The sequence below is a fragment of the Nostoc sp. ChiQUE01b genome, assembly GCF_034531255.1.
GTDB lineage: Bacteria > Cyanobacteriota > Cyanobacteriia > Cyanobacteriales > Nostocaceae > Nostoc.
In genome coordinates this window covers 8,801-25,675 of the sequence record NZ_JAVRBM010000093.1, presented here as the reverse complement: position 1 = coordinate 25,675, position 16,875 = coordinate 8,801, and the positions used below count along the sequence as shown (strand labels likewise).

At 44.1% G+C, this 16,875-nt stretch carries 1 protein-coding gene (running past one end of the window); it reads right to left on the bottom strand.

What is annotated here, in order from left to right:
- On the bottom strand, positions 1-16,875 hold the 5' portion of the coding sequence (locus tag RMY63_RS35185; protein ID WP_322733133.1) for a CARDB domain-containing protein. It extends 10,281 nt beyond the left edge of the window; 16,875 of the gene's 27,156 nt are visible here — the first part of the coding sequence; it begins with the start codon at positions 16,873-16,875; its stop codon lies beyond the left edge, outside the window.

Sequence of the window (16,875 nt, the reverse complement as noted above, 5' to 3'; positions counted from 1 at the left end):
TGGTAGCAGTAAATCAGAACTTGCTTTACTTGTGAGAATAACATCATAGGAAATCGTTTGATGCTGTCTGTCAGAACGGGGATTGGTAAACTTAAAGTCTACTAGGGCTGAGAAATCTGAAACTGCGGTAAACTGCTCTTTGTACCCATCAGTTAATTCTGCCCCAGCCGTACTCTTAAGATTTGGGGAAACCCGTAGTTCATAATGGTCGGGAGTCAGGGTGTTGAAATCAAGCAGTACAGTGCGGGTTTTGGCATCATAGCGGACTGACTGTGGCGTGATTGTCCCACTGGCGCTAACAACTTCAAAATTGGCTGGGTTGAGGACAGAGGTGGTGTCATTGGCTGACCCTGCAAACATATCTTGGTCAAAGGTGACACTAATTGTACCTTGGGGTAGAGCGACGATCGCATTCGGTGCCGGGTTAGTCGCCGCCACCTTGGGTGCAATGACAGGGTTGAATATATCTATTTGATGGGACTGGGAAAGTAAAACGCGACCATCATCTGTAGTTGTGATATTTTCACCACGGCTACCACCAGACGCTACCTTCACGTGTTGCAAGGTTGCTAAATCAACCATTTGTAAATCGCCATTGTTGTTGGAAACAAACAACAATCCTGCCAACCGACTACCAGTTTTACCAAAAGCGATAGAATCTACAGGGGAATCAAATTCAAGTATCCGTTCTGGCTGACCTAAATTGTTAAAGCGGACAATATCGCCGCGTTGTGGCCATGTGGTTGCCCAAAGTTTGCCGTCAGCGTTGAATGCTAAACTGTCAACACGCAAATCGCTGTAATGAGTAAAAGTTTCATTGATGGGATTGAAGATTTCAATACCCTTGCCAGAAGAAACGTAGATTAATCCGGTTCCCGCTTGAATTGCTAAAGCTTGGGTAATACTGTCTCCATACTGCTTGACAATATTACCCGTCTTGACATCAAGTTGTAGTAAGGGTCCGCCACCTGTCGTTGCCCAGAGGCTACCATTGCTGTCAGTCGCTAGGTCAAAAATGGGATACTGCAAAGTGGTAAGCGGGGAACTGGCTGCGCCACCTGTTGGGGAGAAGTTGTACAGAGAACCCCGATTGGCACCACCGCTAGCCAGTACCGAACCATCTTTAAGAACAGCGATCGCTAAGGGTGCTATATTAGCATGACTATTGGGAATGCCTGTAGCAAAGGAAGAAGCAATGAAAGGACGCAAAACACTGCTAAATTCAGATGGATGAGTTGTAGGTGTGGCAGATGGAATGCCTTGTTTTGCTTCTAAGAATAGTTGATTGGTTGATGGTTGCGGTTGGGGTAGAGGTGGCGTACCCAATTCGGGTTGAGTCGTTTTCTCAACCGTGGGTAGAGTCCCCAAGTTAACCGCAGAACCATCATTGGGGGCACTAATTCCTAATGATGGCTGTTCTTTATTACCTGCATTGTCGGTAGCTAGTGCTAAGAATTCATAAGTGTGTCCGCTACGACCAACATAAACACCACTTGTCTCGGTGGTTTGCTGTTGCCAAATCTTGAAATCGCCGCCATCTTCAGCGACATAAACAGTTACGTGCTTAATTCCAGAACCAGCTGCATCATCAGTTGCCGTCCACTTCACCAAATAGTCAGAACCACCTGCAACTAATGGTGTAGCGCTAAGTATAGTTGTTGGGGCATTAGCATCAATAATATTGGTGACTTCTGCTGTGTCTAGGGGCGCAGCAGTATTGTAAATTACTCTGGCAGCGCTGGTAATTTCTGTTCCAGTCGCACTGCCAGTTTTGGGGAGAATGGTGTAGCTGACAAAGGCACTGCCAACACCGTTCGCTTTATTGGATGGCAATAAACCAATATCGCGGTTTTGCACTACTTCCCCAGTATTCGGGTCAATTGCTTGGATTAACCAAGTAGCAGTGTTAGAAATTACATCTAAGCCAGCACTTACCCGTAAAATAAAGCCTTTGCTGCTGGTAAAATCGAAATCTCCAGAGAAAGTGCCACGTCCTGTAGGAATGTGAATCTGAATATCGCCCAGGCGCAGAGAACCTAACTGGAAGGTACGGGGGTTGAGGTCGTCGTCAAGTTTAGTAACAATCCGTACTTCTCCAACATTGCTGTCAGCAGTAGCGGCATTTTCAAAGCGAATCGTGTAGGGGAGTGCTGTACCCGCAGGGATGATATTTTCCATCCCATAGCCCAAGGGGCCGGTTAGGGTAGCGAGATTGCTGGTAGTTCCAGCAGTGTTGAAGAAGCTACCAAAGCTAGGAGGCGGCACAGCAACGCCTTGGGGTAGTTCAACCCTAGCTTCACCAAAAGGAACGTAGACGTTGAAAGATTGGGCGTGGGTTTTTTGTGACAGACCTAAATCGTATTGTTTGAGGTCAACAGCCGATTCTTGTCCTTTTAAACTGGGATTATTACCATACCATTTGCGGACTTGCTCAAAGAAGTTGACTAGGTTATTACTAGAGATAATTTGATTTCCGGCAGGCCCCAGCAGTAAACCAGTCGCTAATGTCGCCATTAAGCTAATTACTTGCGGATTTTCCCGAATTGGCGGTGCTTGGTTTTCGGGACGCAATAATCCAGCTTGTTCTAAGGCTGCTAAATATGCGTTTGTCCAAGTGTTAACGTCTGCCGCCAGCACCGTCAGCGAAACCGATGCTGTTGGATCTTTGAGGATAGCATTTCGCAGCCGCAGTGCTGAAGTAGTTTGTTGTTGGACAAACTCAGCACGAGTCATCGCTGTTGCTGTCGCTAAAATATGGAAACGGAAAGCAATATCCTCATCTAGAACATCGTCTAAGCCTTTGGGGTCTTTGGCGAGTTCGTCTTGCAATCCAGGGTAAGTTTGAACGTTAAATGTGCGACCAACAAATCCGGCATTGGGGAGGTCGAGGACATAACCTGGTGCTAAGATTTCGCCATTGGTATTGATATCGGAGATGAGACTGGCCCAAGGGACATCTTGCAAAACGCCTTCTGGGTTGCCGCGCAGATTTGAGCTAAACTCCGTGTAGGGAAGACTGAAGACTTCTGTGTTTCTCCCCAATTCAGGAGTGCCGATAGCAAAATGTACGTAGGGGGTGTCGATATTGGTCAAACTTTGGACTGAGACACCGTAAGTTGCTGTATCTCCAGGTGCGAGGATGCTTGGCCCACCCAAACCGATGGTGACATCTTGTTCAATTGCCCGTTCCACTAAGTAGCGGTAGGGAACGATTGCCACCCGACCATCTGGGTTGATGACTTTAACATCGTACAGCCCGTGGGGTGCGTCAGTGAGGTCGAAGATGGCAGTAATTTTCGTACTGTCGATGACTTGGTATCTAACTGGGTTGTATTCGGCAATTCCAGGACGTACCAGTTTCACAATTGCTCCTGGCTGGAACTGTGCGCCTAAAATATTAGTGGTTACGTAGCGGCTATCTCCACCTCGGTCGGTAACGACATCAGTAATTTCAAAGGGTAGGACATCTGCTTTGAGGGACAAGGGCGTGTTGTTGCTGGGTTCAGCATAACCGCGTACTAGTACGTAGTAAGTTCCGGTTTGAGTAGTAGGAATTACTACTGATTGATTTGGCCCTAATGCCCCTGTGTAAGCAGCATCATATACAATACTTGTGGGTGCTTGTTGGAAGCGGACGAACACTTCGTTGGCGGCAAGAGTTGCATTGGAGTTGGCGTTGACGCGGAGGGTTTGACCAGCTTGCAGGTTGATTTCAAATAGCCTTTCTTGTCCAGTGCTGAGGGTTGTTTCTTTCGCTACACCCAACTGTAACTGCTCGACGGTAACATTCAACGGGTCAGCAGAAGTTGTGCGGTTGTTTGCTTCCTTATCAGCTTCGTAAACTTGATTGAAGATATCGGATCTAACAATGATACGATATTGACCGGGAATTGCTGGTGGCAGATTTGCTGTGAGGGTTGAGGTGTAGTCAGCATTTTTTGCTAAGTTACCACTATGGGTTACTCGCCCAATCATTCGGTCATTGATATCCCAAACTGCATCTGTGGATAAGTAAACTGCATCACTCCACTCTCCGCTAGCTGGATTGTCGCCATAGTTGGTGACTTTCCAACTAATTTGTACCTGTTCGCCAGATTTAGCCGAACTCGGAATCGTAATTTCGTCTACTTGTAAATCGGCTGGCGGTGGTAGTTCTAGCACCAAGGGTTGAGTACTGGCTTTGGCATTATTACCTTCGTTATTGCCTTCAAACACCATACCGCGAGGGCTAGACTGGGGTGCATCGGTGATGACAAAGACGTAGTAAGAACCTACAAAATCAGTCGGCAGTTGTAGAGTTTTGTTAACTGTATAGTTGCCGCCAGCACTTAAGGAGCCAGTATGTTCTACATATCCCAGATAGCGATCGCTTTGTAAATCTAAGAATTCATCTTTTGATAAGTAAATTAAATCATTCCAGCGATTTTGTCTAGCGGGTGTACCACCAGTACCAAAATTTTCTACGGTGTATTCCAGATTGAAACTTTGTCCGGTGGTAGCGCGTTCGGGGATAATAACTGAAGTTACTTGTAAATCTGCTGGTGGTTGCAAGGTAACTGTCAATGGTGCGGCAGTAATATTGTTACCTTCATCCTGGAATTCAGGTACGCGAGCTAATGTCTGGCTAACGTTTTCATAAGTGAGTCTATTGTACCCTTTACTAATGTTTGAGTCTGTAAATACTAATAAATAGAAGTTACCATCAATGCCATCTGGGAGAGTAAATTCACTATTGCCGATGTAAGATTGACCCTGCTTTAAGCTACCGCGACGAGCAAATTCTCCAAGGAACGTATCATTGAAGTCTAAAGACTCGTCGCGCGATAGGTAAACGCGGTCAGACCAGGAAGTTTCTCTGGTATCGCGGGTACCTGTGTTGCTGACTGTCCAGTTGACTCTTATTGTTTGACCGGAAGTGGGTGATGTTTCAGGGACTACTAAATTAGTAACTTCTAAATCTGCTTCTTTATAGGTGACGGGGAGCAGGGCGCTACTTAGATTATTTGTGGTGTCTTCAAATACGCGATATTCAAAGCTGCCACGCAGTGAGTTGTTGTCACCGCTTACGGGAATTTCACCTCGGAATTGTTGGGTATTTATGTCATAGCTGTAATCTGTACTAACGTAGATATAGTACTCGCCACCAATTCCCGCGGGGAGGGTAATATCTTGCTTTTGGGTATAACTCTCACCTGCACGTAATGGTTGTTGGGGACTATAGGGAACAAATCCGACTTTAGTTGCCCGTCCGGGAATAAAGGTGGAATCGGGGGAAACCCAAATTTCATCATACCAGTAGCGCGTTCCAGACCACATATCGCTGCCGATATTCTTCACCGTCCACTCAACGGTGGTACGTTCTCCAGAGAAGTTTTGCGGCAGAGTCTTGACATTTGTTACAGTTAAGTCGGCTGGAGTGCTGGTGACAAGAGTGTTGGCATTCAGGAGATTGTTGTTGGTATAAGGCCCTTCCCAAACGCCACCGTTGGAGTTAGTCTGAACAATGATGTAGCGACCGCTAGCACCTGGAGAGAGGATGGTATCAAGTTTTGCAGTGTAGCTTTCATTCACTCCCAAGCTTGAGGAGTGTCCAACGCTACCTAAGAACCATTGCTTGGCTCCCGGTGCGTTGAGTGTGGGACTATCAGATAGGTAAACGTTGTCAACCCAATTACTTGCTGCTATGCCGTTAGCACCTTGGTTTTGTACTGTCCAAGAAACGCTAAATGGTTGTCCGCCAACTGCTTGAGTTGTGGGTGCCACTGTTGTTACTACTAAATCCGGTGGCGGTGTCAGCAGGATGGTAATTGGTCTAGCTTTGTAGTTGTTATTGTCCAGTTCTGTGGGGTCATCTGGATTGGCATTGATATCAAGGGTGTCTTCTAAAACGATGTTATATGCATCTGACCAAGCACTAATGTACCACTCGCCGCTGACTTGACCTGGTATGGTAACATCTATCTCAGCTTCATATTTGTCACCAACTTTCAAGGAGCCGTTGTGTCCGATATTAGTCAAGAGAATATCTTCTGTCTTTCCTTCCCTGTTAGTTGGAGATGGTCGATTTTTGTCGCGAGTTAACCAAATGGTGTCTGTCCAGCTATCTCGGTCGGTTTCGCCAATTCCCAAATTTGTGACGGTGTAGCGGACTTTTATCTTAGAACCTTCAAATACTTGGGTGGGAGCAATTACATTACTTGTAACTAAGTCAGCAGGTGGAAGTGAATTTATATTTAATTTGACTGCTTTAGTATTGTTAGATTCTTGGGGATATTCATCTACTAGCCCTGAAGCATCTGCTTGGACAATCAGGTAAGCTTCACCCCGGAAGTATTTGGGAATCACCAGGGTATTAGCTTGGGTGCGGTAACTTTCAAGAGATGCTAAGGCTGCGCCATTGCTAAAACTACCCAAGGAGAGGTCATCGTAACTAATTTTGTCATCCAGTGACAAATAAACGCGGTCTTGCCAGTTCGGTGTATTTGTGCCAACTGTGCCTTCATTGCTGATGATGAAGTCCAAGGAAATCGTGCCACCTGCATTGGCTGTTGTCGGTGCAATAATCTCCTTTACTTGCAAGTCAGGGCGAGGAGTTAAACTAACTAAGAGATTATTGGGATTTGTACTGCTAGTGTTGTTATCAGTAGCACTATTTTCATAGAGAGAATTTGTGGTGTTAGTTTTGACTACAACCTCATACAAACCTTGCAGAGTAGAAGGTAAAACAAACTGTTCAAAGCGGGTGTAGTTTTTACCTGCTTGTAGTCCGTTACCATAAGTAAAATTGCCCAAGGAAATTAATTGTCCAGAACCTACTTGTTTGAGGAATACTTGGTCTGTCCAAGAACCAACTGCATCACCGATGCCGGAGTTGTCTACTGTCCAAGATACGTCAATTTTGTTACCAGATTGGGCTGCTGTGGGAGATGTTACCTTGCTTACTACTAAGTCGGGAGGAGGAGTGAAATTTACTTGAACTGCGTTCGAGGTGCGGCTGTTGTTATCAGTGTAAATGAACTCGAATGGCCCACCTGTAGTTACAACTAGGTAGTAATTACCAGAAAGTCCGTTGGGCAGGGTAACATCAACAGAGGGATTGTAAGTCTTACCTACGGCTAATGTGCCTACGTGTTCAAAGCTTCCTAAGTTGGCAATGATATTTTTGCCTTCGGGGTCGCTTGCTAATGAAACACGGTCTGTCCAAGAACTGGTGTTGGTTATCCCAATGCCAGAGTTAGCAACTTTCCAGGATACTTGCATTGATTGACCGCTGCTAGCAGTTGCTTGTGTTTGGACTTCTGAAACTAGCAAGTCTGCGTAGGGAATAGTCACGACGCTGAAGGTATTATTAGCAGTATTGGTATTATTTGCCTCTAAGCTGTTCTCAAATACCTGAGCAGTGGCATCAGTTTGGACAAATAAGTTATACCGACCTTGGAAACCGGGAGAGAGGCGTAGTTTTTCCGAACGGGTGTAATTTTCACCAACATTTAAAAATCCATTGTGGGTGAAGTTCGCTAGTACAATATCGTCTGAGTTACCAATTGTACTGTCGAGTGAAGCAATAATTCGGTCAACCCACGTGCTGGTTTTACCGATGCCATTGCCAAGGTTGGTTACTGTCCAATCGATGGTTACACTTGCTGGGTCGCCGATGGTTAAGGTAGGTGCTGTAATATTAGAAACTGCTAAATCTGCGTAGGGCGCTAGTTCGATTTGAATTAAGCTGCTAGCAACGTTATTATCTTCACCACTGATTTCAATTACTTGTTTGTTGGCATCTGTGACTACTAATAAATAGCGATCGCCGCTCACAGAAAGAGGTAAATTCAGGTTAAGCTGTGCTGCATAGCTACTATTTGCTGCCAAAAGTCCATCATGCTGGAGTTCTTTGAGGAGTAAATCGCTATTATCAAATTTATTATCTGTGGAAAGATATATGCGGTCAGTCCAATTACTAGGGGCATCTGTTGAGCCTGTATTAGTTACTAACCACTCTAAGGATACGGTTGTACCGGATGTGGCTGTTGTTGGTGATGAGGTAATGCTGGGTACAAGGTCTACTGAACCCAAGGTGATAGCAACAGCTTTAACATTATTGCTTTCGTTAGTCTCACTTTGCCTATTGGTGCGGTCTGCCACAAACAAGAGATAGCGGTTCCCTGTGGCGGTATTGGGAACAGTAATCTTTTGAGCAATGTTGTAACTGCCCCCTGGTGCTAATGGGGTTTTTTCTCCAGTCCAGATGTCGGTAAGTAAGGTATCTGAGGCATCGAAGTTCGTATCATTAGAAATATAAATGCTATCGTACCAGTCAGCGATTGCCGAGCCACTACCAGAGTTGTTGACTGTCCAAGAAACGTCTATGGTTTCGCCTAAAATAGCCCGATTTGGAGATGTAGCGGCAGAAATAATTAAATCGGGGGCATTGACCGTCAATGCTTTGGCACGTACATTATTGTTTTCGTTACTTTCGCCTTGTACATTGTTGCCATCAGCAACAAACAATAAGTATTTATTACCTCTTGCTGTACCAGGGATAGTAACCTGAAGGGTTTGATTATAGCTACTACCAGCGCTCAGGGGTGTTTTATCGGCTGCTGATAAGTAGTTTAGTAAAGTATCAGTTTCATCGATTGTGGCATCATCTGACAAGTAAACGTAGTCAGACCAATCTGCCGGAGCCACAAGATTTCCCGTGTTGGTAACAGTCCAACCAACCTGAATTGTTTCGCCTAAGCTAGCAGTGCTAGGAACAGTTGCAGCCGTCAATTCAATATCCGGCGCACCCAATTCAATTGCAACTACTTTGACATTATTATCGTTATTCGTCTCAGCTTGATAATTGTCTCGGTCTGCGCCAATTAACAAATACCAAGTCCCGGCTGCTACATTGGGAAGTATAACATCTTGACCGACTGTGTAACTAGCTCCTGCTGCCAATGGGGTCTTATCGCCTGTCCACAAGTATCCCAAGGAAGTGTCTGCACCATCTAGTGTCTGATTTTTTGATAAATAAACGTAATCATACCAATCTGTCAGGGCATTACCAGTTCCTTGGTTAGTTACTGTCCAGGAAACTTGGATTGTCGCCCCTAAAATACTCTCAGTCGGTGCTGTCACAGTGGTAACGACTAAATCAGGTGCTTTTACCTCAAAGGCAACAGCACGCACATTATCTGTTTCGTTGCTCTCTGCTTGTTGGTTGCCGTTGTCAGTGGCAAACAACAAATACCAGTTGCCAGGAGTAGCAAATGGTATCGTAATATTGCGGTTAAAGTCGTAGCTACTACCAGAAGAGAGCGGACTTTGAGTTGCTGCCGATGAGCTATCCAAATAGGTATCACCATTGTCTAAAATTGGATTGCTGGAGAGGTAAACATAGTCCCACCAATCAGCTAGGGCAGTACCTGTACCCTGATTAGTCACCGTCCACGAAACTGGAATAACTTCGCCCCACGTTCCACTTGTTGGAGAATTAGCTTGGCTTACCTGTAGATTGGGTGCCTGAACATCAATTGGTATAGCTTTGACATTATTGCTGTTATTGGTTTCACCTTGAGCATCGTTGGCATCTGTGACAAATAGCAGGTATTTGCTGCCAGTTCCCGAATTAATCGGAATTGTGATGCTCTTCGCCATTTGTGTATAGTTGCTATTGCTAGCTAACGGCACGTTATCAGCCGCACTAAAAGTGGCTACAAACTTATCAGTCCCATCCAGGATAGCGTCATCTGAGATGTAAATTTGGTCGCCCCAAGTCGCAGCTGCTGCGACTGTTCCAATATTGGCTACTACCCAAGAAACCTGAATGGTTTCGCCCCAGGTGGCGGCGGAAACAGTGCTACTGGCATCGCTGACTATTAAGTCTGGTGCTGTCAGTGTAATTGGCACTGCACGAACGTTATTTGTTTCGTCTCTTTCACTTTGTTGCTTGCCTGCATCTACAGCAAATAGCAAGTAACGGTTGCCCGTAGTAGTGTTGGGAATTGTAATACTGCGGCTAAAGTTATAAGTACCATCCACACCTAGTGGGGACATTTGGGCAGTACTCTGGGAGGAAACGGCCACATCAGTGCTGTCCAGGGTTTGGTCATCGGACAGATATATTGTGTCGTACCAATCTGCTGAAGCTTCTATAGTACCTTGATTTTTGACAGTCCAGTTAACTGTGATGGATTCTCCCAAGACGGCTGTGGTGGGAGCAGCAGCAGAAGTGACTACTAAGTCTGGGTCATTATCACCAATGGCAATCGGAATTGCTCTAACATTATTGTTTTCGTTAATTTCACCTTGGGCATCATAGATATCTGCTACAAATAATAGGTAACGTCCACCAATTTTGGTAGTGCTGGGTAATGTTAACAACTGGCTGACAGTATATTCATCCCCTGCGATTAGCGGTGTCAAGTTGTCTGTAGATATCTGTTTAAGTAGTGTATCTGTGTTTGTATTCAGGATTTCATCATCCGAAAGATAAATCCGGTCATACCAATCTGCAATAGCACTGGCATTACCTTGGTTTTTCACAGTCCAACTGAGTTCGATGCGCGAATTGGGATAGCTCTTGATTGGGGCTGTGGCGTTAGTAATTACTAAATCAGGAGATTGGACTATTATTGGGACTGCACGAACGTTATTCGCCTTGTTGTAGTCGCTCTGGTAATTGTTAGCATCTGCAACAAACAGTAAATATTGGCTGCCATTCCTTCCTTGAGGAATTATAATCTCACGAGTCCGAGTATATTCTCCATTTACTGCCAGTGGTGCTGAAACCCAGTCTGAGTAATAATAATTGCTAATACTAATGTCGCTGGCATCAAAGGTACTGTCATTGGAAATGTAAACCCGGTCATACCAGCCGCCATTCCCATTTGTTGCTGCTAACGAGCCTGTATTTTTTACCGTCCATGATACCGATACAGTTTGCTGCGTTGACACCACATTGGGTGCTGATGCTGCCATCACTTCTAAGTCAGCATTTTGACCTGTAATTGTTAGGGGAATTGCTTTGACATTATTATTTTCGTTGGTTTCACTCTGATTATTGTTCCTATCTGCTACAAACAGGAGGTAACGGTTCCCTGCTTGACCAAGTATATTATTGGGTAACTTGACACTAATATTATTGACCGTATAAGTACCATCTACTGCTAGTGGGGTTTCTACTGAAGTCAGTCTGTAGTAAAGTTGAGAATCGGAACTATCGTAAACGGCATCGTTAGATAAATAAATGTAGTCATACCAATCCTGAGAAGCTGTGCTTGACCCAAGGTTTTTCACTGTATAGGAGAGTGAAAGGGTAGAACCAGGGGCAGCAGTCGTTGCAGACGTACTAGCGTTGTCAACTACCAAGTCAGCAGCTTTAATGTAGATAGGGACTGCTTTGACGTTGTTATTTTCGTTAGTTTCGCCTTGGTAGTTGCTATATCTATCTGTAATAAACAGTAAATAACGGCTACCTGCTTTGCCATAGGTGGGAATGGTGATGTTTTGCGTAATATTGTAGTTAGCCCCTGCCGCCAATGGGGTTTGCTCAGAGATCCAACGGTCGGTGATATATTGGTCTGAGCCGTCAAAGGTCGCATCGTCAGAAAGATATACAGAGTCATACCAGTCTCTTCCAGCAACAACATCTCCCTGATTTGTAACTGTCCAAGACACTGATACCCTTTCCCCTTGTGTGGCGTTAATTGGCGCTGTGGCATCTGATACTACTAAATCCGGGGCAGTGATGGTAATGGGAGTTGCCCAGACGTTGTTAGTTTTGTCAGTTTCGCTTTGAGAATTCCGGCGATCTCCGACAAACAGCAAATAACGTTGTCCCAGTTGGGAATTGGGAATTATAATATTTCCAGTGCGAACTTCACTTGCACCTGCTGCTAAAGGAGAAGAATTACTGCGGTAAAAGTCAGCAACATAGGTGTCTGTTACATCAAATTTGGCATCATCTGAGAGATAAACTGAATCATACCAGTCTGCTGCTGCTGATACATCTCCCAAATTTTTTATTGTCCAAGATACAGCAACTGTTTCACCAACTGCTGCTGTTGTAGGAGTACTGCTGGTGGTAATAGTCAGGTCGGGAACTGTAATAATAACCGGGATAGCATAGACATTGTTGGCATCACTAGTTTCTTTTTGATAGTTGCCATTATCAGCTACTACCAGCACATACCATTTCCCTGACCCAGTATTTTGTGGTAATGTAAAATTATGGCTCTGACTGTAAGTTTCTCCCGCTTCTTGGTTCTCGTTAATCCAGATGTTACCCATGTAGCGGTCTGAATTATCAAAAACAGTATTGTCAGAAAGGTAAACTGAGTCATACCAGCTATTGGCATTTGTTGGTACATTACCTTGGTTTTTTACTGTCCAGTTTACCGTTATTGATGAGCGCTCGGCTGCTGTCGATGGAGCTGTTGCTGCTGTTATAATCAGGTCTGGGTTGGTAATTGTCACTGGCAAAGCGTAAGCATTGTTAGTACGTTCGCTCTCAATTTCAGTGTTATCTGGATTAACCGCAAACAGCAAATATTTGTTTCCCAACCCAGCAGTCGTCGGAATTATGATGCTCTTGGTTTGTGTATAGGCACTACCAGATGCCAAGTCCGTATCTGCGGTAAAGCCAGTTATTAGTGTATCTGTGCTATCTAAGGTAAGGTCATCAGAAAGGTAAATGTTATCATACCAACGACTCTGAGTAATATTACTACTTTGATTGGTAACAGTCCAAGTAGTGTTGATAGTTTGCCCTTTCACGATCATGGTGGGAGCAGTGACACCACTAATCTTCAAATCAGCTAAGTTTTCAGGTGGTGTTAGAGATGTTGGTGTTAAAACACTGGTAGGAATTAGCTGCTTACTGCCTCCAACTGGAGTGTAACTGAGACTTATGCCACTTCCGTAGTATTTATAGTAATCATCGAAATCATCGTAATCATTGTAATCATAATTATCGAAAAATTCTAGGCGCAGGTCATGCTCACCTGAAGTCAGGTTAATTACTTGAGAGGCTTCTTGGTGGTAATATCCTTGATTATTAATCACCAACTGCCCATCAATATAAAGGCGATTACCACTAGTGTAATAATCTTTGGTAATGTAAAAAGTTATATTTCCTGCTGTTGCAATATTAATTTTTCCAGTCCATCGGGCTGCAAAATTATCTGTCAAGCCTGGAATACCAGCAAGATTCTTATTTTCAAAGTTGAAGTTTATCTGTGAGTCAACTTTGGTGTACGTGGCTTGCAGAGTGTTAAAGTCAGGAAAGGTAGTCAGACTGTTGCCAAAAAGATAATATTCACCTAGCAATCCTGTGGTTGAACTGCTAGGAAGGGGAATGTAAGTAGCTGTATTAGGGTTGGTGGGTAGCTCTGGACTATTTTGGTTTTGGACTGGACTACCCGTTTGCAGTAAAGGCAGATTCGGTTCCGGGTCAACAATGCTGATGGAAACGGCTTTGACATTGTTGTTCTCATTTGATTCACCTTGCCGATTACCCCGGTTTGCCAAGAATAGCAAATATTTACTGCCCTTTGTTACAGTGTTAGGTAACGAAAGTAGTTGCGTCACCGTATAACCAGTGCCGCTATCTAAAGGCAATAACTTTTGCGGCTGTACATCCTTTAGTAAAATGTCATTATCAGTAGAAAGCGTGTCGTCATCGGACAAATACACGGAGTCGTACCACTGAGTCAATGCAACGCCGTTTCCTTGGTTTTGAACTGTCCAACTTGCTTCTATTTGCGCTCCAGCATAAGCTCGAACAGGAGCAGTAGCATTAGAAACAACCAGATCGGGAGCATTTATCTTAATGGGTACTGCCTTGACGTTATTGGTATTATCAAATTCATCCAAGTAGTTGTAGCCATCTGCAACAAACAACAGGTACTGATTTCCGTTGACATTGCTTGGTAGAGTGATATTCTCTGTGACGGTATAATTAGCTCCTGACACTAAAGGCTGGTACGAGTTGTAGCTTCCCGAATAACTATCGGTTAAATAGACAGCCGAGTTATCAAATGTTGGTTTACTCGACAGGTACACGGTATCATACCAGTCATATCTGGAAGTTGCTACTGCTCCCTGGTTTTTGACAGTCCACTCAAGTTGAATTTGTTGACCAACCACTGCCGTATTGGGAGCCGTCGCAGATGACACCACCAAATCTGCATTTTGTCCATTGATAGTAAATGGTACGGCTACAACGTTATTATCTTCGTTAGTTTCGTTCTGATAATTATAAGTATCAGCAACGAACAACAAATACCGCATCCCTGGACTACCAATCCCCTGAGTAGGTAGCGTTATATTTCGATTGACAGTATAGGTGCTATCTTTTGCTAAGGCTGTGGAGTTGTAGAAGTTTGTAAGGTAAGTGTCTGAACTGTCGTAAACTGGATCGTAGGATAAGAAAACGTAGTCATACCAGTCGTTGGTGGCGCTCACATCCCCTTGGTTTTTTACTGTCCAAGAAACGTCTATACTCTCGCCTGGGTTGGTAGTGCTGGGAGCTATAACTGAGGAAACAAGTAAATCCGCTGCTTTGATGCTAATGGGGACTGCTTTGACGTTGTTATTTTCATTGCTTTCGCCTTGGTGATTATCTCGATCGACAACAAATAATAAATAACGATTACCCGCTTTAACATAGCTAGGAATAATGATATTTTCAGTAGCATTGTAATTACTATTGCTAGCTAAAGGAGTTTCGTCACCCATCCACTTGTATCCAATGTAATCATCGGAATAATCTAGGATTTGGTCATCTGACAAAACAAAATAATCATACCAGTCACTATCGGCACTAACACTCCCCTGATTTGTTACCTGCCAGTTGACAGTAATTTCTTCACCCAGTGCAGCAGTAGTGGGTACAGAGGCATTAGAAACAATTAAGTCAGGAGCGTTAACTTCAACTGGAATTGCCTTGATATTGTTACCTTCATTTGTTTCGTACTGATTATTATCTGCATCTGCCACAAATAGCAGGTAACGGCTTCCTAAAGCAGTATTGGGGATGGTAACAGTTTTGCTTAGGTTGTAAGTATCTCCTGGAGCGACAGGTGTACCAGAGATACCTGAATTAAATACAGCTACTTGAGTATCTGAACCATCCAAAGTTTGGTCATTGGACAGGTAAATGCGATCGTACCAGCTATGGGTTGCCTGCACGTTGCCTTGGTTGAGTACCGTCCAAGAAATTTCCGCACTACTACCTACTGTGACAGCAATCGGTGCAGTTGCTCCTGTTACTACCAAATCCGGTACGGTAATGTCGATGGGAACCGCCCGGACGTTGTTGGTTTCACTTAATTCAATTATGTTATTGTTTGCGTCAGCAACAAATAGCAAATACTGTTTTCCTGCTCCTACCCGTTGAGGTAGTGCCATATCTTGGATGCTTGTGTAAGTGGCACCTGGGGCTAGTGGAATTTGAGAGCCAGCTCGGAGATTACCAATGTAGCGGTCTGAGCTATCAAAAATGGTGTTGTCTGACAAGTAAACGTAGTCATACCAATAGTCTGTTGCTACTGCTTCTCCCTGGTTGCTGACAGTCCAAGTTAAGGAAATTGTACTGCGTTCTGGAGCAGTACTGGGTGCAGTTGCAGCAGTGATTACCAAATCTGGCGCACCAGAGGTCGCAATCAGGGTGTACGTTCCTGTTTCACCACTGTAGTAACTGGTAGTCCGCACTACATAGTTGATGCCATCAACAGGGGTAAACCTTAACAGTGAGTTACTAGTCGAACTAATTACTTGCCCTGTATCTACATTAATCAGTTGTAGATAAGTGTTAAAGTTGGAAGAGGATAAGTCAAGCGTAACAAGTTTCCCAATTGTAAAATCAATTAACTGGTAATCATCACTATACCTACCACTACGAGTGGGATTAATTATATCAGTTGTACTTAAATCACCGTTAACTGTGCCATTAATAGCCGAAATTGTCGGTAAATTTAGCTCTAATGCTTCATTTATGGGTTCATCTGCTTTGCTAATTTCTAAAATTGACTGTATAGGCAAGTGTCTTGTTCCGATCGCCAATGCCTCACTCATTACCTGGTTAGTATCTAAGTGATCTAGTCCAAGTACATGACCAAACTCGTGAGTCATTACCGTCAACAAATCTACACGACCAAAAGCTGGGTCACTTTCAATCGACTGCAACTGACTTCCTGAAATGATGTTACTAAACTCGACATCATCACTAGGTGAAGAATCAATAAACCATCCAGCACCTGCTGCATCTTGGTCAATGGTAACGACATTACCAGAAGTTAAACCCAACTTTAAACTCGGTAGGTCGGCGATCGCTAATTGCACTTCCTTGAGAATACCTTGTTCTCCTGGAGTAATGCCTGCACTTGCCCACCGAGCGATCGCTTCGCTACGGAATCTTTCTAATATTTCTGGTGTCAGTTGGTTAAGACGGGGGGGATTGTTTGTCTCAACAGGCTCACTGATAATGCTAGTTTGCTGTTGAGTTATATTAGTTTCTTGTGTTTTAAAAGATACGTTCAATAAGCTAGGAGTGACTTCATCTTTACTCAGCAGGCCAATTAAGGGCTGATCTCCTGCTACACCTGTAATTGGATCGAAGCTAGTGCTTGTGGTGTTACTTAAATTTGGTGTTAGTGATAGAGGTACTGAAGCTATAGAAGACTGTTCTGCAAAGGCAGTTAATGATAATGAAGTATTAATTGTAAAAAGGTCTGTACTGGGAGATCCAACAGGTGATGCCGAGGGATTGTTTGAAATTATTCCGATTCCTTGACTCAACTTCAATGGATCTTCAATTAAGGGCATTATTACCCCATCGTTCACCATTGCTGAGTCGGAGATCCCAAACAATTCGTTTATCTCTGACAT